At 68.4% G+C, this 19,967-nt stretch carries 23 protein-coding genes; 4 read left to right on the forward strand and 19 right to left on the reverse strand.

What is annotated here, in order from left to right:
- From C666_RS11285 to C666_RS11360, 16 genes are all read right to left on the reverse strand, one after another.
- A partial coding sequence (locus C666_RS11285) for an acyl-CoA dehydrogenase family protein (protein ID WP_004338674.1) occupies nt 1-542 on the reverse strand: 542 nt, incomplete at its 3' end.
- Nucleotides 543-550: 8 nt separating this feature from the next.
- Nucleotides 551-1,762 (reverse strand): acyl-CoA dehydrogenase family protein, encoded by a 1,212-nt coding sequence (locus C666_RS11290; RefSeq protein WP_004338676.1) that lies wholly within the window; start codon nt 1,760-1,762, stop codon nt 551-553.
- Nucleotides 1,759-2,787 carry an NADP-dependent oxidoreductase gene (locus C666_RS11295; RefSeq protein ID WP_004338679.1) on the reverse strand — a complete coding sequence of 343 codons (1,029 nt, stop codon included), beginning with the start codon at nt 2,785-2,787 and terminating at the stop codon, nt 1,759-1,761. The genes C666_RS11290 and C666_RS11295 overlap by 4 nt, the downstream gene beginning before the upstream one ends.
- Entirely contained in the window at nt 2,788-4,182 is a 1,395-nt protein-coding gene (locus C666_RS11300) for an aromatic ring-hydroxylating oxygenase subunit alpha (protein WP_004338680.1), read from the reverse strand.
- A 40-nt stretch (nt 4,183-4,222) separates the two neighbouring features.
- Nucleotides 4,223-5,374 (reverse strand): thiolase family protein, encoded by a 1,152-nt coding sequence (locus C666_RS11305; RefSeq protein WP_004338681.1) that lies wholly within the window; start codon nt 5,372-5,374, stop codon nt 4,223-4,225.
- Between the two features lie 17 nt (nt 5,375-5,391).
- Nucleotides 5,392-5,826 carry a Zn-ribbon domain-containing OB-fold protein gene (locus tag C666_RS11310; protein WP_004338682.1) on the reverse strand — a complete coding sequence of 145 codons (435 nt, stop codon included), beginning with the start codon at nt 5,824-5,826 and terminating at the stop codon, nt 5,392-5,394.
- A 147-nt stretch (nt 5,827-5,973) separates the two neighbouring features.
- The gene (locus tag C666_RS11315) at nt 5,974-6,777 is read right to left on the reverse strand and encodes a TetR/AcrR family transcriptional regulator (RefSeq protein ID WP_004338683.1); all 804 of its coding nucleotides are present in this window, start codon (nt 6,775-6,777) and stop codon (nt 5,974-5,976) included.
- A gap of 108 nt (nt 6,778-6,885) precedes the next feature.
- Nucleotides 6,886-7,683: an SDR family NAD(P)-dependent oxidoreductase gene (locus C666_RS11320; RefSeq protein ID WP_004338684.1), complete on the reverse strand. Its 798-nt coding sequence runs from the start codon at nt 7,681-7,683 to the stop codon at nt 6,886-6,888.
- 24 nt (nt 7,684-7,707) lie between these two features.
- Complete coding sequence (locus tag C666_RS11325; protein ID WP_004338685.1) at nt 7,708-8,472, reverse strand: 2-oxo acid dehydrogenase subunit E2; 765 nt, start codon at nt 8,470-8,472, stop codon at nt 7,708-7,710.
- Complete coding sequence (locus C666_RS11330; RefSeq protein ID WP_004338686.1) at nt 8,472-8,702, reverse strand: biotin/lipoyl-containing protein; 231 nt, start codon at nt 8,700-8,702, stop codon at nt 8,472-8,474. The genes C666_RS11325 and C666_RS11330 overlap by 1 nt, the downstream gene beginning before the upstream one ends.
- A 24-nt stretch (nt 8,703-8,726) precedes the next feature.
- Complete coding sequence (locus tag C666_RS11335) at nt 8,727-9,722, reverse strand: alpha-ketoacid dehydrogenase subunit beta (protein ID WP_004338687.1); 996 nt, start codon at nt 9,720-9,722, stop codon at nt 8,727-8,729.
- Nucleotides 9,719-10,705 carry a thiamine pyrophosphate-dependent dehydrogenase E1 component subunit alpha gene (locus C666_RS11340; RefSeq protein WP_004338688.1) on the reverse strand — a complete coding sequence of 329 codons (987 nt, stop codon included), beginning with the start codon at nt 10,703-10,705 and terminating at the stop codon, nt 9,719-9,721. Before C666_RS11340 ends, C666_RS11335 begins: the two co-directional genes overlap by 4 nt.
- A gap of 396 nt (nt 10,706-11,101) precedes the next feature.
- Complete coding sequence (locus C666_RS11345) at nt 11,102-12,313, reverse strand: aromatic ring-hydroxylating oxygenase subunit alpha (RefSeq protein ID WP_004338689.1); 1,212 nt, start codon at nt 12,311-12,313, stop codon at nt 11,102-11,104.
- Nucleotides 12,314-12,471: 158 nt separating this feature from the next.
- A complete protein-coding gene (locus tag C666_RS11350) occupies nt 12,472-14,088 on the reverse strand; it encodes a GMC family oxidoreductase (RefSeq protein ID WP_211206746.1) in 1,617 nt (538 codons plus the stop codon).
- Between the two features lie 197 nt (nt 14,089-14,285).
- Nucleotides 14,286-14,744, reverse strand: a complete 459-nt coding sequence (locus C666_RS11355; protein ID WP_004338692.1) for a hemerythrin domain-containing protein — start codon at nt 14,742-14,744, stop codon at nt 14,286-14,288.
- A gap of 34 nt (nt 14,745-14,778) precedes the next feature.
- A complete protein-coding gene (locus C666_RS11360) occupies nt 14,779-15,363 on the reverse strand; it encodes a TetR/AcrR family transcriptional regulator (RefSeq protein WP_004338694.1) in 585 nt (194 codons plus the stop codon).
- A 187-nt stretch (nt 15,364-15,550) separates the two neighbouring features.
- Between C666_RS11360 and C666_RS20475 the strand changes: the two genes are divergently transcribed.
- The 4 genes from C666_RS20475 to C666_RS11370 all read left to right on the forward strand — a co-directional run bounded on the left by C666_RS20475 (nt 15,551) and on the right by C666_RS11370 (nt 17,853).
- A complete protein-coding gene (locus tag C666_RS20475) occupies nt 15,551-15,727 on the forward strand; it encodes a hypothetical protein (RefSeq protein ID WP_154666211.1) in 177 nt (58 codons plus the stop codon).
- A gap of 39 nt (nt 15,728-15,766) precedes the next feature.
- Entirely contained in the window at nt 15,767-16,540 is a 774-nt protein-coding gene (locus tag C666_RS21100; protein ID WP_004338697.1) for a helix-turn-helix transcriptional regulator, read from the forward strand.
- A 100-nt stretch (nt 16,541-16,640) separates the two neighbouring features.
- Nucleotides 16,641-16,787, forward strand: a complete 147-nt coding sequence (locus C666_RS19820) for an SDR family NAD(P)-dependent oxidoreductase (protein ID WP_004338699.1) — start codon at nt 16,641-16,643, stop codon at nt 16,785-16,787.
- Nucleotides 16,788-16,818: 31 nt separating this feature from the next.
- Nucleotides 16,819-17,853, forward strand: a complete 1,035-nt coding sequence (locus C666_RS11370) for an NADP-dependent oxidoreductase (protein WP_004338701.1) — start codon at nt 16,819-16,821, stop codon at nt 17,851-17,853.
- Nucleotides 17,854-17,954: 101 nt separating this feature from the next.
- Here the strand turns inward: C666_RS11370 and C666_RS11375 are convergent, their stop codons facing one another.
- Genes C666_RS11375 through C666_RS11385 form a run of 3 tightly spaced genes read right to left on the reverse strand, consistent with a single transcriptional unit; the run spans nt 17,955 to nt 19,942 of the window.
- Nucleotides 17,955-18,791 (reverse strand): cache domain-containing protein, encoded by an 837-nt coding sequence (locus tag C666_RS11375; RefSeq protein WP_004338702.1) that lies wholly within the window; start codon nt 18,789-18,791, stop codon nt 17,955-17,957.
- Nucleotides 18,792-18,830: 39 nt separating this feature from the next.
- Nucleotides 18,831-19,280: an SRPBCC family protein gene (locus tag C666_RS11380; RefSeq protein WP_004338704.1), complete on the reverse strand. Its 450-nt coding sequence runs from the start codon at nt 19,278-19,280 to the stop codon at nt 18,831-18,833.
- Nucleotides 19,281-19,321: 41 nt separating this feature from the next.
- Nucleotides 19,322-19,942: a glutathione S-transferase family protein gene (locus C666_RS11385; protein ID WP_004338706.1), complete on the reverse strand. Its 621-nt coding sequence runs from the start codon at nt 19,940-19,942 to the stop codon at nt 19,322-19,324.
- Nucleotides 19,943-19,967 lie beyond the last annotated feature (25 nt).

The following is a 19,967-nucleotide window of genomic DNA, read 5'->3' on the forward strand; positions in this document are numbered from 1 at the left end:
CGCGACACGCCGGCGGCATCGGCCGCGACCCGCAGCACCACGGCCTCGCCGCTCGCCGCGTCGCGCGCCGACACCAGCAGGGCGCCGGCGACGTCGCCGTGCAGCACACCGGTCTTGGCGCCGCGCAGGCGGCCGCCGTCGGCCACGCACGGGGCCGCGCCGTCGTCGTCATCGGCCACCGCCAGGATCAGCGAGCCGTCGGCCAGTTGCGGCAGCCAGGCCGCCTGCTGCGCCGCCGAGCCCTGCTTGAGCAGCAGGCCGGTGCCGAGCACCGCGCTGGCGAGGAAAGGCTCCATCAGCAGCCGCGCGCCGACGATCTCCATCAGCGCGCCGACGGCCACGGCATCGCCGTCCAGGCCGCCCGCGTCCTCGGGCAGGCGCAGCGCGAGAAAGCCGAACTCGGCGAAATCGCGCCAGGCCTGCGGGCTGTAGCCTTCCGGGCGTTCGAGCGCGGCCCAGCGCTGGTGGAAGCTGTAGTTGTCTTCGGCATAGCGTGCGGCGCTGTCACGCAGCATCGCGATGGTGTCGAGATCGGTCGCCATGTCTTTCCTCACAGTCCCAGCACGGCCTTGGCCACGATGTTGCGCTGGATCTCGGACGAGCCGCCGAAGATCGTCGCCGCGCGATTGTAGAAATGATCCTTCAGGATGCCGCCGGCGTCGTCCGGCCCCAGCGGCGGCAGCCCGGCCTCGTGCAGCGCGCGCACGTCGAAGGCGGCGCCGGCATGGCCCAGGGATTCGACCAGGGTTTCCATCACCTCCTGGTACAGCTCGGTGCCGCGGATCTTGATCAGCGAGGCCTCGCCGCCGTTCTCGCTGCCGTCGCACATCGCCGCCACGGCCTGGTAGGCCGTGCGTTCGAGCGCGAGGAAGCGCAGTTCGTATTCGCCGATGCGCTGGCGCAGCAGCGGCTGCCCGATCAGCGGACGGCCGTCGGCGCCAGCGGTGCCGCGCGCATGGCGCTTGAGGCGGTCCAGCACGTGCCAGGCCCAGCCGACGATGGCGCCGGCGGTGCGCTCGTTCTTGAGCAGGAACTTGGCGTAGGTCCAGCCCTTGCCTTCCTCGCCGACGAGGTTTCCGGCCGGCACGCGGACGTCTTCCAGCCACACTTCGTTGACGTGCGCGTAGCCGTCCATGGTGCGGATCGGCACCACCTTGACGCCCGGACTCTTCATGTCGATGAGCAGGAAGGAGATGCCGCTCTGCGGCTTGTCGTCGCGGTCGGTGCGCACCAGGCAGAACAGCCAGTCGGCCCATTGCGCGTAGGTCGTCCATACCTTCTGGCCGTTGACCACGTAATGGTCGCCGTCGCGCAGCGCGGTGGTGCGCAGGCCGGCGAGGTCCGAGCCGGCGCCGGGCTCGGAATAGCCCTGCGCCCAGAATTCGTCGGTGCTCTTGATGCCCGGCAGGAAGCGTGCCTTCTGCGCCTCGCTGCCGAAGGCGTAGATCACCGGGCCGACGTACTTGACGCCGAAGGGGATCACCCACGGGCAGCCCAGGCGTGCCAGCTCGTCCTCGAAGGCGAAGCGCTCCAGCGGCGACCAGCCCAGGCCGCCGTGCTCCCGCGGCCAGTGCGCCACCGCCCAGCCCTGCTGGTCGAGCAGGCGCATCCAGCGCACGTAGTCGTCCTTGTCCAGCACCTGGTGGCGATGGGCCTTGCCGCGCAGGTCGGCGGGCATGATGTTGTCGTGGAAATCGCGTACCTGCCGGCGCAGGGCCTCGGCCCTGTCACGCAGTTCGTCGATGCTGGCTTGTGGATTCATGCTGCGGCCCCGTCGGAAATTTTCACCAGCTGGACGCCCCGGTTGCGGCCGTGGAAGACGCGGGAGATCGCCTCGACCATGTTGTCGAGCCCGTCCAGCACTTCGATCTGATAATGCAGGCTGCCGTCGGCCACCCAGTCCTGCAGGATGCCGACCACCTCGGCATGGCGGTGCATGTAGTCGCGCACCAGGAAGCCTTCGATGCGGGCGGCCTTGTTGACCACCTGCATCAGCGCCTCGGTGCGCTGCGCCACCGGCGCGCCCTTGGCGCCGTTGTAGCTGGCGACGAGGCCGCACAGCACCACGCGCGCACGTTCGCGCAGGCGTTCGAGGACGAGGTCCATCACCGGGCCGCCGACGTTTTCGTAGGCGATGTCGATGCCTTCCGGGCACAGGGCGTCGAGCCGCGCGCCGACGTCCTCGGCCTTGTAGTCGATGACCCTGCCGATGCCGCACACCTGGCGCAGCCAGGCGCATTTTTCGGCGCCGCCGGCGATGCCGACCACCTTGAGGCCCAACTTGCTGCCGATCTGGCACACCAGCGAGCCGACGCTGCCGGCCGCGGCGGTGACCACCAGGGTCTCGCCCGCCCTGGGCCGGCCGATCTCGGTCAGCCCGCAGTAGGCGGTGAGCCCCTGCACGTCGAGCACCGAGCGGTAGGCGGCGAGCGGCACGCCGTCGCGCGGCGCCAGCTTGTGCAGATGAGCCGCCGGAGCGACGAACCATTGCTGGCAGCCGCCCATGCCGTTCACATAGTCACCAGGACTCAGCGCCGGATCGTGCGAGGCCTCGACCACGCCCAGGGTGATGCCCATCATCACCTCGCCGAGCGGCTGCGGCGGGAAGTAGGTTTCCTTCTCGTTCATCCACAGCCGCATCGACGGCGGAATCAGCAGGTAGAGGTTCCTCACCAGCACCTCGCCGGGGCCCGGCACCGGCCGCGGCACCCGGCGGACCTCGAAGTGCTCGCGGCCGACCTCGTCCTGCGGGCGGGAGACGAGCCGCCACTGGAGGTTCGTTTCCACTCACTCGCTCCCGAGGCCGAGGTACTTGTCCAGGGTTTCGTGGTGGTGGCGGATGCGGCTTTCCTGGTAGCTCGCCAGCGTCACGCGGCCCTTCTTCGACGCGCGCAGGCCCTTGGTCATGGCGCCCAGGTTGTTCATGTCCTGGTCGAAGACCGGGCCCAGCGCACCGAGTTCGGCGGCGGCCGAGAAGGGCTGGTCGTCGGGCAGGCGGTTGAGCCGGGCCGGCGGCGGCGGCACTTCGCCTTCCTTATGGCGCCACAGCAGCATGACGTCGAAGATGCAGCTCTCGTGGTTGTCGCCGTCGGGGATGACGCGGTAGATGATGTTGCCGCAATAGCCCGCCCAGATCTGGGTGTTGGGGAAGATCGAGTACAGGATGGCGTCCTGCAGTTCGGCCAGGGTGGCGTGCGACAGGTCGCGGCCGGACACCTCGCCGAAGATCTTGCGGTTGAGCTCGCCGATGTACTGGCGGGCGGTCAGCCCTTCGGGCAGGCGGTGGGCGCCGCCGTCGGAATCGGCCATGCGACCGGACTCTTCCAGGATGTCGTGCAGCACCAGCGATTCGGCCACGCCGCGGGTGTGGGTGCTGGGCACCGCCATCGGCGTGACGCTGCGGCTGATGTTGTCGCCGTACATGTCGTACTGGCTGTCGCAGTCGGCGGTGAAGGTCATCAGTTGCGGATGGGTGACGCGGGCGTGCATCGACTCCATGAACGCTTCCTGCGCCACCTTCCAGTTGGAGGGCACCCTGCGCTGCACGTGGGCGATGATCACCGATTGCTCGAAGCCGTAGTCGCGGAAGTGCTGCGGCAGCGCGTCGAGGTAGTCGAGCAGCGGCGGCGCGTTCTCGTCCATGTTGATGAAGACGAAGCCGAGCCAGCTTTCCACCCGCAGTGCGGGCAGGTCGCTCTTGCCCTGGTCGAGGTGCTTGAAATCCCACTCGCAGGGAATGCTGGCGAGCTTGCCGCGCAGGTCCCAGGTGAAGCCGTGGTACGGACACTTCAGCTCCCTGACCGTGCCGCCGTTCATGCGCAGCGCGCGCCCGCGGTGCAGGCAGGAGTTGTGGAAGGCACGGATGAGGCCGTCGTCGCCGCGCATGACGATGACGGAATGGCCGACGATGTCGTAGACCAGGTGGTCGCCGGACTTGGGCAACTGCTCCTCGCGACAGACGAACTGCCAGGTGCGGGGCCACATCTTCTCGGCTTCGAGGCGGTGGAAAGCGGCCGAGGCGTAGCGCTCCACCGACAGGTCGTCGTCGCGGAAGCCGGGATGGCTGGACGCCAGGTAGTCGGGCACCGGCACCGTTTCCTGCTCGAGCAGCGCCTGGAACAGCGCAGGATTGCCGGCCTGGCCTTGCGGCAGCATCTCGAACTTTTCTGCGGGCTTGTTCATCGTCTTGTCTCCTTCCTAGGGTCTTGTATCGGAACGGCCGTCAGCCGGCCTGCAGGATGCATACCGCGCTCACGCCCGGGGCGCCGTAAACATGGGTGTAGCCGAGCCTGGGCCGGCCCGGCACCTGGCGCTGCCCGGCCTGGCCCCGCAACTGGGCGCAGACCTCGATGACCTGGCGCAGGCCGGAAGCCCCCACCGGTTCGCCGTTGGCGAGGCAGCCGCCGTCGGTATTGATCGGCAGGCGGCCGCCGATCTCGGTCGCGCCGCTGCGCAGCAGGTGCGCCTGCTCGCCATGCTCGCAAAAGCCGTTCTCGGCGATGTGGATCAGTTCCGAGCCGCTGTCGGTGTCCTGCAACTGGATCACGCCGATGTCCCGCGGGCCGACGCCGGCCAGCTCGAACGCGGCGCGCGAGGCGGTCACCGTCGGCGCCGGCGCCTGCTCGGCGGCGAGGCCCGGGCTGAAGACCTCGAACGAGCCGTGGTGGCGCGTGCGCATCACCGCCGCCTTGACGATGATCGGACGGTCGGTGTACTTGCGCGCATGCCTTGCGCTGCACAGCACCAGCGCCGCGCCGCCCTCGGCCGGATTGCAGAACATGTACTTGCGCAGCGGCAGGTTCACCGGCATCGACTCGGCGATCTCGGCGTAGCCGAGCTCGCGCCGGCGCCAGGCGTGCGGCGTCAGCGCGCCGTTGCGGAAGGCCCGCTGCGCGACCCGTACCAGGGCGTCGTCGGTGATGCCGTGCTCGAACATGTAGCGGCGCGTCTTCAGCGCGAAGAACTGGGTGGTGAGCATCATGCCGGTCTCGCCGTACCAGTCCTCCAGCCCCCAGTCGCGCGGCCTGGGATTGAAGGCTCCGCGCGGATGCTTGTCGAAACCGACCGCGACGCCGATCTCCGCCATGCCGGACTGGATCGCGGCGATCACGCTGGCCAGCGCGCTGCCGCCGGTGGCGCAGCCGTTGGCGACGTTGACGAAAGGCACGCCGGTCAGGCCCAGCAGGTTGCCGAGCGCATCGGCGTTGCCGGCGTCCTGGCTGCCGCCGTAGGCCACGCCCACCTGTGACCAGGCCACGCCCGCGTCCTTGAGCGCCTCCCTGACCGCGTGGGCGCCCTGCTGCTGCCCGGAAAGACCGTCGGTGCGGCCGAAGGGGTGGAGGCCGATGCCGATGATGGCGACGTCGTTGTTCATGGGAATGGGCTCCGTGATCAGGCCGCCGGGGCGAAGGCGTAGGTATGGACCGGCGCCTCGCCCGCCACCTGGCGGTAGGCGATCAGGGTGAGGCGCATCGGCATGCCGATCTCGAGCCGCTCCGGGTCGGCGACGGTGAGCCGGCTTTCCACCTTCACGCCCGAGGGCATCTCGACGTAGCCGACGCCATAGGGCTGGAACGCGTGCTCGGCTTCACCGCCGGCATAGGGCGCCTTGGGCTGGAAGCCCTGGATGGTCCACGACCACAGGCGCCCTTCCGCGCCGAGCTCGTGCGCCGTCATTTCGCTGGCGCAGCAGCGGGTGCAGCCCTGCGCGGCGGGAAAGTAGATCTCGCCGCAGCAGGTACAGCGGCTTCCCACCAGCACCGGGCGGTCGGCGCTGCCGGCGACGACGCCGGGGCAAGCGAGGCGCGGAAGCGGATTCGGCTCCATCTGCATCTCTCCAGAAAATACAAAACAATCAAGAATGTTTGTTATGTTACACGAAAGCGCCGGCAGGTAAAGCGGCGCGATGAAGTTTCCACCCGCCTGAATGCGGAACGGGGCGCATGCCCCGTTCGTCGTCGATCCTTTCGTGTCTCAGCCTGCGGCCTTGCCCGCCTTGCGCGTCTTCTTCGCCGGCGCGGCGGGTTCGTCGCGGGGCGGCGACTGGCCGTCGTGCGTCGCCTGGTAGGCCTTCTCCATTTCCATCATCGCCACCGTGGCGAGCAGGTGGTGCAGCTTCTTGAGGCGGTCGTCCTTCATGTAGGGCGTGGGGTTGATCGCCACCCCCTTCAGCGAATGGAAGAACAAGTCGCGCAGCACCTGGCTCGTTTCCGGGTAGTCGGCCCAGTAGGGGAAGCGCTTCAGCAGGCTGGCGGACTTGCGCTGGTCGAGGACCTCTTCCAGCGGCTGCAGCACGCTCTGCAGGTCCTTGTCGGTGCGGGCGCCGCGCTGCAGTTCCTGCAGGGCGATGAAGGACGGACGGCCGTAGTAGTACTTCTGCAGCACCTCCAGCGTCTCCAGCATGCTCTCGAAGGTCGGCGTGTTGCCCGGCGGCAGCTTGACGCGCCTGACCGCGTCCTCGTACTCCACCGCGCGCAGGTCGGTGATGAACTCGGCCGCGGCGTTGAACACGTCGGCGCGCGACTTGAAGTGGTGCGTCATCGCGCCGCGCGACACGCCCGCGCGCTGTGCGATCTTCTCGGTGGTGGTCTGGGTATAGCCCAGCTCGACCAGGCACTGCAGCGTCGCATCCAGGATCTGGTTGCGCGTGGCCTGGCTTTTTTCCGCCTGCCAGGTGGTGCCGCTGGCGCGCGCACTCTCGCGGCGGGCGCGTGCGATCCGGCGGACCGGCTGGGCCGGGGACGTCAACGGGGATTCGACCGCGTTCTCTTCACTCATGACTCGTTACCTTCCAGATTCGACGCGACACATATTCCGCTCGCACGCATCGGTGCGCGCATGGTACGAGCGGGCTCGAAAAACATTCGCGTTCGTATGTGAAGGATTTTACGACAGTCTTATGGAATGGCCATAGTCAACCGTGACGATGGAGCCGTTCATGAACGACGACGCCTCGCTCGCCAGCAGCAGCAGCGGCCCGTCGAGCTCCTCCAGGCGGCCGAGGCGCTTGGCCGGCAGGTTGGCGATTTCCTTCTTGCCCGCCTCCGACTCGTAGAACGGATTCGTCATCTCGCTGGGGAAATAGCCCGGCGCGATGGCATTGACGCGGATGCCATACGGCAGCAGGTCGAGCGCCATGTAGCGCGTCATGTGGATCAGCGCCCCCTTGGTGGTGCCATAGTTGATGAAATTCGGATAGGCGAGGTGGCCGAGGATGGATGCGATGTTGATGATCGCCCCGCCCTGCTCCGCGGCGATCAGGCGCTGGGCCACGGCCTGCGTGACGTAGAAGGGCCCCGACAGGTTGACGTCCAGCAGCGAAGTCCATTGCGCCTCGGTCATCTGGTGGAAGGCCGTCGGATCGGTCCCGCCGGCATTGTTTACCAGGATGTGCGCCGGGCTGCCGAACCTCGCCTCGACGGCATCCAGCGCGGCGCCGATGGAGGCCTTGTCGCCCACGTCCATGCGGCATGCCATGGCCTTGCCGCCCGCGGCGCGGATCGCCTCGGCGACCGCTTCGACACGCTCGACGCGCCGCGCCGCGCACACGACCCTGGCCCCGGCGGCGGCCAGCACGTGCGCCATGCGCTCGCCCAGGCCGGAACCGGCGCCGGTGACCAGCGCGACGCGGCCTTCGAGCGAAAAACGTTTCAGGGTTTCGCCTGCTTCAATGTGGATGCTCATGTCGTTGTCCTTGTTGTTGCTGCTTCACGCCAGGGCGGCCGGGTCGGCGAGCGCATCGGCCACGAAACGGGTAAAGCGCGCAGCGTCCGCGCCGTTGATCACGCGGTGGTCGTAGCTCAGCGACAGCGGCAGCACCGGCACGCTGCGCACCTCGCCATCGACCAGGCGCAGCCTTTCGGTGGCGCGGGTGACGCCCAGGATCGCCACCTCGGGCGCGTTGATGATCGGCGTGAAGCCGGTGCCGCCCAGGTTGCCGAGCGAACTCACCGAAAAACAGCCGCCCGACATCTCGGTGATCGGCAGCCCCTTGGCACGCGCGCGCCCGGCCTTGTCGGCCAGTTCGGCGGCGATCTCGCCGATGGACTTGCGGTCGCAATCGCGGATCACCGGCACCACCAGGCCGTTGGGGGTCTCGACCGCGACGCCGATGTGGAAATAGCGCTTCATCACCAGGCTGTTGCCGTCGGCGCCCAGCGAGGCGTTGAAGCGCGGAAAGGCCTGCAGGGCCTTGACCACCGCCTTGATGATGAAGGGCACCGGCGTCAGCTTGACGCCCAATGCCTCGCCCGCCTCGCGGCGCACCGTCTCCAGCGCGGCAACGTCGGCCTCGTCATGGTGGGTGACGTGCGGAATCTGCGCCCAGTTGCGCGCCAGGAAGGAAGCCACCAGCTTCTGGTGGCGCGGCAGCGGCACGGTGTCGACCTCGCCGAACAGGCTGAAATCGACCACCGGCATCGGCGGCAGGCTGGCGGGCCAGGCCGGCGCCTCGGTATCGGGCCGGGCGGACATCACACCAGCTCGCCGATGACGGTGCCGACCTCATAGGTCTCGCCCGCGTCCTTGAGGATCTTCAGCGTGCCGTCGGCCGGCGCTTCCACCTCCTGCACCGACTTTTCGCTTTCCATCGTGTACAGCAGCTGGCCCTTGGTGACGGCGGCGCCGTCTTCCACCATCCACTCGGTGAGGATGGCTTCATTCACGGAAAAGCCCAGCTTGGGGAGGATGATTTCGGTTGCCATGGAGAGAATTCCTTTTTCGGTTTGTCAGTCGAGCGTTTCGCGGATGGCCGCCAGGATGCGTTCGCGGGTCGGCACGAAGGCGGTCTCGAGCGGCTTGGAGAACGGCACCGGCGAGCGCGCCGCGCCGACACGGGCGACCGGCGCCTTCAGGGTGCCGAACAGGTCCTTGTGCAGGCGCGCGGCGATTTCCGCGCCGACGCCGAAGTCCACCTGCGCCTCGTGCGCCACCACCACGCGGCCGGTCTTGGCCGCCGAGGCGCGCACGGTGTCGAAGTCCAGCGGCGCGATCGAGCGCAGGTCGATGACCTCGGCCGAGATGCCCTCCTTGGCCAGCCCCTTGGCCGCCGCGACCACCTCGTGCAGCGTGCGGCTGTAGCTCACCAGCGTGATGTCGCTGCCCTCCTGCACCACTTTGGCCTTGCCGAGCGGAATCCGCTCGCCGCGCACCGGCGCGTCGCCGGGCTGGAAGTACAGCGGCAGGTTCTCGATGAAGATGCACGGGTCGTCGTCGAAGATGCACGACAGCAGCAGGCCGTAGGCATCGGCTGGCGTGGCCGGCGCCACCACCTTCAGCCCGGCGGTGTGGGCGAACCAGGCCTCCAGGTAGTCGGCGTGCTGGCCGCCGGTGCCGAAGCCGGCGCCGGTGGTGGTGCGGATAACCAGCGGCACGTGGGTCTGGCCGCCGGTCATGAAACGCAGCTTGGCGGCGTGGTTGACGATCTGGTCCATCGCCACCGTGGTGAAGTTCATCAGCATGATCTCGGCCACCGGGCGCAGGCCGGCCAGCGCCCCGCCCACCGCCGCACCGACGATGGCCTGTTCGGCGATGGGGGTCGATTTCACCCGCCCGGTGCCGTACTTGGCCGACAGGCCGGCGGTGCATTTGAAGACGCCACCGCCCTGATCGTCGGCGATGTCCTCGCCCAGCACCACCACCGAGCGGTCGAGTTCCATGGCGTCGTGCAGCGCGAAGTTGATCGCCTGCGCGGTGTTGATCTTCTTTTGTGCGGTCGTGCTCATGCGTGGGCTCCCTCGGCGACGACGTCCTTGTCGAGTTCGGATACATCGGGGTACGGGCTGGCCAGGCCGAATTCCACCGCTTCCTCGAAGGCGGCGACGTTGGCGGCCTCGATCGCGGCCAGCTGGCTGTCGCTGGCGTGCCCCTGCCCGATCAGCCAGGCGCGCATGCGCGGCACCGGGTCGGCCGCCACCGCCTCGGCCATTTCTTCCTTGGGGATGTAGTGGCTGTCGTCGCCCAGCAGGTGGCCGCGGAAGCGGAAGGTGTTGGCCTCGATCAGCGTCGGCCCCTCGCCGGCGCGGGCGCGGGCGACCGCGTCGCGCGCCGCGCGCCACATCTGCACCGCATCGTTGCCATCGACCTCCACGCCGGGGATGCCGTAGCCGATCGCACGGTCGGCGATCGTGGCCGCGCCGGTGCCCAGGCTGTAGTGGGTATGCTCGGCATAGCGGTTGTTCTGGCAGACGAAGATGACGGGCAGCTTCCATACCGCGGCCAGGTTGAGGGCCTCGTGGAAGGCACCGATGTTGCTCGCGCCGTCGCCGAAGTTGACCACCGTGACCTGGTCCGTGCCGTTGAGCTGCGCCGCCCACGCCAGGCCGTTGGCGATCGGCAGGCCGGCGCCGACGATGCCGGTGGTCACCGGCAGGCCGGAAGCCACGTGGGTGATGTGCATCGGCCCGCCCTTGCCCTTGCAGGTGCCGGTGGCACGGCCCAGCAGCTCGGCGACGAAGGGCTTCAACGGAATGCCCTTGGCGAGCTGGTCGTGGATGCCGCGGTAGGTGGTCACCACGTAGTCGCTGGGCTTCAGGTTCACCGAGATGGCGGCCGGAATCAGTTCCTGCCCGCGCGGCGAGTAGTACGGCGACGCGATCTGGCCGGCCTTGATCAGTTCGATGAAGCGGTCGTCGGCCTGCTTGATCAGCGTCGCAATGCGATAGATCTCCAGCAGGGTTTCTTTGCTGGGCTGATGCGTGTCACTCATGCCCTACTCCTTGTCGGATGTTGGGAGCCCGGCGCAGGCATCCGGCCCTGGACCGGCACGGCGATGGCGTCCGCGCTCCCGATAATAAAAACAACATTCTTGTTTGTTTTTTTGAAGTATATCGATACCCCTGACGGGTGACAAGTGTCCGATGCCGGGCAATTACGCCCCGCCGCGCGCCCGTCCGCCGCCACCACGCAAGCGGCGCCCCCGGGCGCACGGCAAGAAAAAACCCGGCGGTTCCGGGAGCACCGCCGGGCGAATCGAGGCCTTTGGGGAAGGCCGCGAGAGGAGACTCCGATGAAAAATGGCCCCCACGCTCCCCCACTGCGTGAGGTCGCTGCCCCCCAGGGGGGCGCTTTTCATCTTGGGGCGGCCCGGCGATGAAAAAACCGCTCAGCAGGACACGGCGGCGGCGCCCGCCTTGCCGGCGAGCGGCGCCTCCACCGGAGTGCGGCCTACGCCGCGCAGGAAAGCCTTGTGCATGTTCTGCAGGGCCGGCTCGTTACGGCCGAAAGTGCTGTATCCGAGCAAGCCGGTGTTCAAGTTCTTCATGACATTGGCGCTCACCCAGTAGTCTTCCTCGTCCACCACCTTGCAGATGAACTCGAAGTGGGCTTGCGGGTCGTTGCCGTCCCAGCCCTTCTCGCCGCCCTTGCGCACGTAGCTGCGGAAGATGGTGCGGTGCTCGCCAGGGGCGTCGCCCGGGTAGAGCTTGAAGAACTCCACCGACACCGGCGACACCAGCAGCGAGATGTTGGGATAGATGAAGTGCACGAGCTGGAAGTCATTGAAGATTTCCGGGCCCCATTCCAACCTCGGCTTGTCCCTGAGCTTGAGCATGCTCTCGTTGGGAAAGGCCAGGCGGTGGTTGCGGCCGTCCGGGCCGAAGGTGTCGAAGGCTGCGGTGTTGCCGATGGAGATGCCACCCAGCGTGTGCTTGTGCAGCGCCAGGAAGTGATAGCCCTCGCAGAAGGTGTCGAGCGCCAGCTTCCAGTTGGTCTTGATCTTCCATTCGTGGGTATTCACATGGGCGGTGCCGCCCAGATCCCAGCGCTCGAACACTGGCGCCATGTCGCCCAGGATCTCGTCGATGCTGAACGACACGTCGGGGTGCATGCCGGCGAAGATCATGCCGTACTTCTCTTCCACCGGTAGCCTCACCAGGTCGTAGAGCGACTTCTCGATGCTGCCGAAGGTCTGCTCCTGCCACACCGCGCGCAGCTTGCCTTTCAGGTCGAAACCCCAGTTGTGGTAGGGACAGGCGAGCGACGCGGTCTTGCCGCAGCCTTCCTTCAGGCGGGCGGAACGGTGGGTACAGGCGTTCAGGAACGCATGGACCTCGCCGTCGTTGTCACGGGTGAGCAGCACCGGCGTGCCGAGGTCGTCGAAAGTGTAGTAGCTGCCTTTTCCGGGCAGGTCGCTGGAAAAGCAGATCATCTGCGGCTCATCGCGGAAGATCGTCTCCTTCTCCAGCGCGAGCAGTCCGGGGTCGGTATAGACCGAGGTCGGCTGGCGGTAGGCGGCCTCCGCGCTGTCGGTCGTGCCGGCATCGACCAATGCCAGCATGCGCTCGATGAGGCTCCTGTAGACTTCAACGTTTTCCACTGTCTCGCTCCTGGGCTTGTTTGTGTTCGTGGGCATCGAAGTATCGAGTCCGCCTCCCCCGGCCACAACTACCGGTTCAGGTAGGCGCACCCGGCGACCCGGCAAAGCAGCGCCCGGCCAGATCGCCGCCTCTGCCCCCGGGGCCGTGCCGCCCATGCTCAGGCATTCCGATCGGCGAGGATCAGGTCCGCGGCGCGCCAGCCGAGCGCCATCGCCGGGCCGTTGGTATTGCCCGACACCGGGCTCGGCATCACCGAGCAGTCGGCCGCGCGCAGGCCGCCGACGCCGCGCACGCGCAGGCGTTCGTCGACCACCGAATCCGCATCCCGTCCCATGCGGCACGAGCCCACGGCATGGGTGCCGCACAGCGAGGCCTGGCGGAAGAAATCGAGGATATCGTCGTCGCTGCCGCTGGCCGCCGCCGGCAGCAGTTCCTCGCCGACGTAATGGGCCAGCGCCGGCTGGCGCATGTAGCGGCGCATGTACTTGACCATGTCGATCGCGGCGCGGCAGTCCTCCGCCGTGCTCAGCCAGTTGGGAGCGATATCCAGCGGCGCATCCGGATCGGCCGATTTCACCGTCAGCGTTCCCTCGCTGCTCAGGCGGAGCAACTGGCCATACGCGGTGATCCCCGGCTTGTCCTCGACACCGTCGGGCACCGGGAAATTGTCGTCGCTGCGCGGATAGGTGAAGGCCGACAGGTAGAGCTGCGCATCCGGGCGTGGAACGTGGGGCGCGGTGCGGAAGAAGGCGCCGACCTCGAAGGGGCCGGTGGCGAGCGGACCGCGCCTGGTCAGGTAGTACCGCAGCACGCTCTTCGCCAGGCCGGTTCCGCGGAAGCTGGCATTGAGCCCCTCGCTGTTGGTCAGCCGGAAAGGCATCAGGAAGCCGAGGTGGTCGCGCATGCGGCGGCCGACGTCGGGCGACGCCGCCAGCACCTCGATCCCCGCCTGCTGCAGCTCGGCGCCCGGGCCGATGCCGGAGAGCTGCAGGATCTTGGGCGTCAGGATGGCGCCGGCCGACAGGATGATCTCGCCGCAGCAGCGATAGCTGACGCGCTCGCCGTTGCGGCGGCCGGCGACGCCGACGGCCTGCCTGCCCTCGAACAGCACGCGGTCGACATGGACGCCGGTGATCACCCGCAGGTTGCCGCGGCCCATCGCCGGCCGCAGGAAGGCGACCGAGGCGCTCACCCGCCTGCCCTTGCGGATCGTATGGGCGTAATAGCCGACCCCCTCCTGGCGCTCGCGGCTGAAGTCCTCGGTGCGCGGCAGGCCCATTTCCTCGCCGGCGCGGACCATCGCCTCGCTGACCGCGTAGCGCAGCTTGCCCGTGCTGACATGCACCGGCCCGCCCGCGCCGCGCAGCTCGTCCGCGCCCAGTTCATGGTCCTCGATGGCACGGAAGGCTTCCTTCATCGCCGCCCAACCCCAGTCGGCGCCAGCATGCTCGGCCCAGTCCTCGTAGTCTTCCGGCTGGCCGCGCACGTAGATCATGCCGTTGATCGAACTGGAGCCGCCCAGCGTCTTGCCGCGCACCCACATTTCGGACGAAGCCTGGCCGGGCTTGCGTGGCTGCTGGACGGGGAAATGCCAGGCGTGGCTGGGCATCGCCACCAGCTTGGCGAAACCCTTCGGCATCGACACCAGCAGCCCGTCGTCCGGGCCGCCGGCTTCCAGCAGCAGCACGCGGTTGCACTTGTTGCGGGACAGGCGCTCGGCCAGCACGCAGCCCGCCGAGCCGGCGCCCACCACGATGTAATCGTATGTACTCATCTGCTTCGTCATCCTCCTTGTCTGGCGCGGGGCGCGGTCCGTGCTGCGATCCGTTTTTATAAAAACATTTGTGTTTGTTTTTATAACACTACACCGATTCGCCGGAAAAACCAATGCCCTGCGCTGGCGAACCGAACTCGGTTCGCCAGCGCAGGGCATTGCGCAAGGCTGCGGTCGGGGAGGGTCCCCGCAACCGCCTATTCGGCGCGTACCGCGATGTTGCGCTTGAGCACCACCGGCTTACCGCCGGTGCTGCGCTTGACCACCCAGTGCGCGAGCGCCGAATCGAGATAGTCGGCATGCGACGGGAACCAGCGCGCCAGCTCGGCGGCAAAGGCGCGGCCGATGGCGACATTGCCCGCCCGCACCAGCGGCTCCACTTCCAGCGCCGAGGCATAGACCGCCTCGTGGTCGTCGACATGGCATTCGGTCGCGGGGAAGTCGGTCGCCTCCATCATCGCCTTCTCCTCGCCGAAATGCGCCTCGGCATGGACGATGAAGGCACGCAGCGCAGCGGCGAAATCGTCATCCGCACAGCCCAGCATGCGGTCGACGAGCTCGACGAACTCGCGGTGGGTGTCGTCCATCCCGGCATGGCCGAGCAGGTAGTGGTCGGACCAGGGCATGCCTTGGGCCGGGATCGTCGCTTGGGTCATCGTTTGTCTCCTGTTGTCGGTCCGTCAGTGGTTTTCAGCCGCCCATCGCGCCGAGTTCGCGGATGAAATAATCACGCAGCGCCTCGCGCGACCAGGTCGCCGGGTCGAACACCGCCAGCACCGCCGTGCCGATGAGCAGGACCAGCAGGTGCTGGGCGAGCTGGTCGACGTCCTGGCGGGGCAGCGGCAGGCCGCTTTCGGCGCGCGCCAGCAGCACCCGCCGCAGGATGGCGCGCGCCTTGATCGCCTGCGACGCCTGCTCGGCGGCGAAATCGGGATCGAGCGCCGCGAGCCGCCAGAAGGCGAGATACACCTTCCAGTCCTGGCGGCTCGGCTCGTCGCACGGCAGCAGCGCCTCGATGCAGGCCAGCAGGTCGCCCGGCGCCTCGCTCAGCGCGGCCGCCACCCTGTCCTGCGCGTTGAGCGCCGCGCTGCGATAGGTGTGGAGCATCAACTCCTGCTTGTTGGCGAAGTAGTGGGTGACGATGGCGGTGCTGAACCCCGCTTCGGCAGCGATCTGGCGCATCGTCAGCGCTTCGAGGCCGGTGCGGGCGATGATGTCCGCGGCGATGCGCGCTACGTGCGCGCGGCGGCTTTCGTGATCGACGATTGCAGGCATTGACTTGTTTCCATGAGTGGCACTAATCTAATTTATAACAATCGTTGCAAATAAACAAAACCCGGGAAGAATTTCGTCTTCTTCGCACGTTGCCCGCCGTTTCATCGCAGATGGCGTGCAGAACCCGGCGGATTCCCACGATTGCAGACACTCAACGGACCACAGAGTCCGCCGAGGAGACAAAACGATGAACCACACCCCAAGGCCGTTTCCGGCCAGCCGCACCGTCCACCCGGCCAGCGATATCGGCCTGGCCCGCATCGACCACAGGCCAGCCGCCGGCAAGCCTATCCCGGCGCTGCCGCGCGCCGGCAGGGAGCGCTGCGGCGCCCCGCCGCCCGCGTTCGGCCGCATCGACGCCTGAAACACGCCCCCGCCGTTTCCCCCTTTCCCGGAGTCCGCCATGGCTGCTTCTTGGGACACCCGCTTTCGCGAGCGGCTCGCCGCGCATCCCGACCTCGCCGGCGCCGGCGCGCTTCTGGCCGAATACGCCGACACCCTGGGCTGGGAGCGCGCCGCCTTCCACGCCGACCTGGGCCAGACACGGCTTCCGCTGACCGAGAACGGCGAATTCGTCGCGGTGGCGATGGGCTGGTCGGCGGACTACGTCGCCCACTGGGTGAATGACCGCCGCGCGCTGACCTGCCCCGTCAGCCTGCGCTGTACCCGCAGCATGGACGCCTTCCTGTGGGACTGCGACCCCGACAGCGAGACCTGGCACCGGGAGGCGCTCTCCGCAGCGCAGCGCGACATCCTGCTCAGCTACCGCGATTGCGCCGACGGCGCGGTCACGGTGCCGGTGCACCGGCCCGGCGGCAAGACGGCCTACGTCTCCTGGTTCGGCCGCGGGGCCGCGGCTCTGCGCGATCGCTTCCGCCGCACCTACCGCGAGACCTACCTGATCTCGCACGCTTTCATCACCCACGCCGACGCCCTCGAAAGCGCCCGCCGCCGCGGCCGCGCCCAGGCCGCGGCCGACCGGCTGTCGCCGCGCGAGATCGAATGCCTGGGCTGGGCCGCGCAAGGCAAGACCGAAGAAGACATCGCCCTCATCCTCGGCCGCTCGCGCGAGACGGTGCATTTCCACCTCAACAACGCCTTGCGCAAGCTCGACGCCTGCAATCGCACCCATGCCGTGGCGATCGCCTGTTCGCTCGGCCTGATCCGTCTGTTCTGAGAAAACACGCAGCGCCGGGTGCCCTCGCCCGCCCCACTTTCTCCCCGGGCCGGCATCGCGCCGGTCTTTGTCCCGCCCCCTCCCACACCCGAGGCCATCCATGGAAAAACAGTTCAACGGCAAGGTCGTACTCATCACCGGCGCCGGCTCCGGCATCGGCCGCGCGGCCGCCCTCGCCTTCGCGACCGAAGGCGCCAGCGTCGCCGCCGCCGACATCACCGAGGCCGGCGGCTGGACCGCCCAGTAAGGCCGCCCCTCACGATTCCGGAACCCGACCGATGCGCACCCACACTCGCCAGATCATCCTGGCCCGCCGTCCCGACGGCATTCCCTGCGCCGACGACTTCGCGCTGCGCGAGGTGCCGCTTCCGGTACCCGCCGAGGGCGAACTGCTGATCGAGAATCTCTATCTCTCGCTCGATGCGGCGATCCGCAGCTGGATGAAGGAGGACTGCACCTACTTTCCGCCCATCCCGCTCGGCGCGCCGGTGCGCAGCACGGCGCTCGGCCGCGTGCTCGCCAGCCGGCATCCCGACTTCCGTCCCGGCGACGTGGGCGTGGCCTACGCATGCAGCGCCTGGGCCGGCCATGCCACCGTGCCGGCGGCGCAGTTCCACCGCGTCGACGCCGGCGCCGACCACCCGCTCCACTACCACCTCAGCCTCTTCAGCGCGATGGGGCTGACGCCCTACTTCGGCATGCTCGACATCGGCCGGCCCAGGCCGGGGGAGACCGCGCTGATCAGCGCCGCCGCAGGCGCGGTCGGCTCTCTCGCCGGACAGATCGCCAGGATAAAGGGCTGCCGCGTCGTCGGCATCGCCGGCAGCGACGAGAAATGCCGCATGCTCGTCGACGAGTTCGGCTTCGACGCCGCCTTCAACTACAAGGGCAAGGATTGCGCGCAGCTCTCGCAGGACATCGCCCGCCTGTGTCCGGACGGCGTCGACATCTTCTTCGACAACGTCGGCGGCGAAATCCTCGACGCCGCACTGCTGAATCTCGCGATGTTCGCCCGTATCGCCTTCTGCGGCGCAATCGGCGACTACAACCGCCAGGGGCCGATCCCCGGTCCCTACCACTACTGGCAGATCCTCGCCCGCTGCGCCACCGTGCGCGGCTTCCTCACGCTCCACTACCAGGACCGCTTCCCGGCCGCCATCGCCGAGATGCGGGGCTGGTTGGCAGACGGCCGGCTGAAACTCAGCGAAGACATCGTGCAGGGGCTGGACAGCGTGGTTCCGGCCTTCGCCCGCCTGTTCCGCGGCGAAAACACCGGCAAGCTGCTCGTGAAGCTGGAAACCGGGGCCGGCTGACGCCGTCCTTTTCGTCCCCTGGGGCCATGCGGGCCCCGGGGACGAAAAGCTGCTGGCCGGCGCTGATCGCCGGGCCGCAGGGCGCGGCGGCGGCCCGCCGTTCAGTCCAGGTAGTGGCCGACGCCGACGAGGTAGCCGTCGACCTTGCGCAGGTAGGTGTGCTTGGTCGAGACCTTGCCGGTCACCGTGTTCTTCCAGGCATAGCGGGTTTCGCCCGTGTCGGCGTCGCGCAGCTTGTCGAGCATCTCGGGGATGAACTCCCGGCCGTCGGCGTCGCGCAGGGCGCGGGCGGGCGTGCCCAGCAGGCGGGGCAATGCGCCGTGGGCGCGGAAGCGGCCGTCGTCGATGCCGATGGCGAAGACGTAGAGATCGTCCTCGACGAAATCGCCATTGAGGTCGTTGAAGTCGCGGAAGGCCTGCGCCGCGTCGGCCCGCACCGCGCGCGCGGCGCGCTCGGCCAGCGCCTCGGCCTGGGCGGCGGTGCCGTGCGGCAGGTAGTAGCCGACGGCGAGCACTTTCTCGCCGACCTGCTCGAAGAAGGCGATCTTGCGCTCGACCTTGCCGTCGCGGCGGTTGAGCCAGCGGTATTCCACCTGCCCCTTGCCCCTGGCCTTGGCGGTATCGAGCATCTCGCGGAAGAAGGGCTTGCCGGCGGCATCCTTCATGTCCGCGACGTCGCGGTCGATCAGCACCGAGGACGAACCGCCGCTGGCAAGCATCAGCCCGTCGCCCGACAGGACGTAGACATAGAGCGAGTCGGTGACGAACGCCCCCTGGCGGCTGAAGGTGGCGAGGGCGATGTCGCCCTTGTCCTTGTAGTAGGCGACCGCCCGCGCCAGCAGGGCCTCGGCGCCTGCCGCCTCGTCCTTGGCGGCGGACAGGGTGGGAAAAAGCGCCGGAATCGCCAGCGCGGCGGCAAGCAGCTTGCGGAACTTCATGGTCTTCTCCGTCGTTTGTGGCGGCCGGCGCCGGCCGGGTCAGGCGTCGCGCGCGGCGGCCTCGGCCAGGCCCTCGAACATCAGCGCATAGGCCATGCGCAAGAAGGCTTCGGCCTCGTCCGGCTTGCCCGATGCGGTGGCGAACACGCTGTGGTAATGGAGCCGGCTGCGTCCGTCGCCGAGCGCCTCGATGCGGCCGGTGGCCTGGTACTCGGTCAGGCCGGCGGGACGCTGGCCGACGATCGACAGCCTGTAGCTCATCGTCTCCGGGTCCTGGAAGTCCAGCCGCTCGCTCACCGGCGCGGAATAGCCCTTGTTGTAGATGTGGCGGACGAGGCCGATGCCCTCGCCCTCCAGTTCTACCCGCTCGATCTGGACTTCGGGCCGGGCGGTCGGCCACCAGCGTTCGATGTTGGCGAAATCGGCGAGGTAGGCCCACAGCGTCGCGGCGGGGGCGTCGAAGTCGTGATGGGTGACGATCTGGTGCATGGTTCAGCGCTCTCCTGTTGGATCGAGGAAGCCCGTGCCGCTCACAGCCAGGGCAGCCCGGCGCTGGGCCGGCCGGCGACACGGTCGCGCCAGTGTGCCAGCCGGCGGTGCGCGGGCGCGAGCCCCTGCCCCACCTGGGCGCCGAACTCGACGAAGCAGAACAGCAGCAGATCGGCCACCGTCATGGCATCGCCGGCGATGTAGGGCCGATCGCCGACCTGCTCCTCGAACCAGTCCAGCCCCTGGCGCGCGCTGCGCTTGAGGTCGTCCGCGGCCTGCGGCAGGCAGACCACGCGGTCCTTGAACAGCGGCAGGCCCTCCGCCCCGCGAAAGCCCGCCGTCATCGGCTGGACCACCAGCAGGTCGACGCGCCGCCACCACATCCGCGCCGCCGCGCGCCGCGCCGGCGTATCGCCGATCAGCGCCGGGCGCGGCTGCAGTTCCTCCAGGAACTCGCAGATCGCGGCGGTCTCGGCCACATGGCTGCCATCGTCGAGTTCCAGCACCGGCGTGGTGCCGGTCGGGTTGATCGCCAGATAGGCCGGCAGCCGGTTGTCGCCGGCGATGATGTCGACGTCGCGGAGTTCGAGCGCGATGCCCTTCTCCGCGGCGAACATCTTCACCAGCCTCGGGTTCGGCCCGATCGAGTGATACAGCTTCATGCAAGCGCCTCCTGCGGTGGCCGCG

The sequence above is a fragment of the Thauera linaloolentis 47Lol = DSM 12138 genome (genome assembly GCF_000310205.1).
Taxonomy (GTDB): Bacteria; Pseudomonadota; Gammaproteobacteria; order Burkholderiales; family Rhodocyclaceae; genus Thauera; species Thauera linaloolentis.

Excerpts from the sequence above, each read along its gene's own strand:
- C666_RS11325 (WP_004338685.1), bottom strand. The coding sequence starts at position 8,472 with ATGTCCGCCCGGCCCGATACCGAGGCGCCGGCCTGGCCCGCCAGCCTG.
- C666_RS11300 (WP_004338680.1), bottom strand. The coding sequence starts at position 4,182 with ATGAACAAGCCCGCAGAAAAGTTCGAGATGCTGCCGCAAGGCCAGGCC.
- C666_RS19820 (WP_004338699.1), top strand. The coding sequence starts at position 16,641 with ATGGAAAAACAGTTCAACGGCAAGGTCGTACTCATCACCGGCGCCGGC.
- C666_RS11380 (WP_004338704.1), bottom strand. The coding sequence starts at position 19,280 with ATGCACCAGATCGTCACCCATCACGACTTCGACGCCCCCGCCGCGACG.
- C666_RS11355 (WP_004338692.1), bottom strand. The coding sequence starts at position 14,744 with ATGACCCAAGCGACGATCCCGGCCCAAGGCATGCCCTGGTCCGACCAC.
- C666_RS11340 (WP_004338688.1), bottom strand. The coding sequence starts at position 10,705 with ATGAGTGACACGCATCAGCCCAGCAAAGAAACCCTGCTGGAGATCTAT.
- C666_RS11370 (WP_004338701.1), top strand. The coding sequence starts at position 16,819 with ATGCGCACCCACACTCGCCAGATCATCCTGGCCCGCCGTCCCGACGGC.
- C666_RS11320 (WP_004338684.1), bottom strand. The coding sequence starts at position 7,683 with ATGAGCATCCACATTGAAGCAGGCGAAACCCTGAAACGTTTTTCGCTC.
- C666_RS11310 (WP_004338682.1), bottom strand. The coding sequence starts at position 5,826 with ATGGAGCCGAATCCGCTTCCGCGCCTCGCTTGCCCCGGCGTCGTCGCC.
- C666_RS11330 (WP_004338686.1), bottom strand. The coding sequence starts at position 8,702 with ATGGCAACCGAAATCATCCTCCCCAAGCTGGGCTTTTCCGTGAATGAA.
- C666_RS20475 (WP_154666211.1), top strand. The coding sequence starts at position 15,551 with ATGAACCACACCCCAAGGCCGTTTCCGGCCAGCCGCACCGTCCACCCG.
- C666_RS11360 (WP_004338694.1), bottom strand. The coding sequence starts at position 15,363 with ATGCCTGCAATCGTCGATCACGAAAGCCGCCGCGCGCACGTAGCGCGC.
- C666_RS11350 (WP_211206746.1), bottom strand. The coding sequence starts at position 14,088 with ATGAGTACATACGATTACATCGTGGTGGGCGCCGGCTCGGCGGGCTGC.
- C666_RS11385 (WP_004338706.1), bottom strand. The coding sequence starts at position 19,942 with ATGAAGCTGTATCACTCGATCGGGCCGAACCCGAGGCTGGTGAAGATG.
- C666_RS11375 (WP_004338702.1), bottom strand. The coding sequence starts at position 18,791 with ATGAAGTTCCGCAAGCTGCTTGCCGCCGCGCTGGCGATTCCGGCGCTT.
- C666_RS11315 (WP_004338683.1), bottom strand. The coding sequence starts at position 6,777 with ATGAGTGAAGAGAACGCGGTCGAATCCCCGTTGACGTCCCCGGCCCAG.
- C666_RS21100 (WP_004338697.1), top strand. The coding sequence starts at position 15,767 with ATGGCTGCTTCTTGGGACACCCGCTTTCGCGAGCGGCTCGCCGCGCAT.
- C666_RS11305 (WP_004338681.1), bottom strand. The coding sequence starts at position 5,374 with ATGAACAACGACGTCGCCATCATCGGCATCGGCCTCCACCCCTTCGGC.
- C666_RS11335 (WP_004338687.1), bottom strand. The coding sequence starts at position 9,722 with ATGAGCACGACCGCACAAAAGAAGATCAACACCGCGCAGGCGATCAAC.
- C666_RS11290 (WP_004338676.1), bottom strand. The coding sequence starts at position 1,762 with ATGAATCCACAAGCCAGCATCGACGAACTGCGTGACAGGGCCGAGGCC.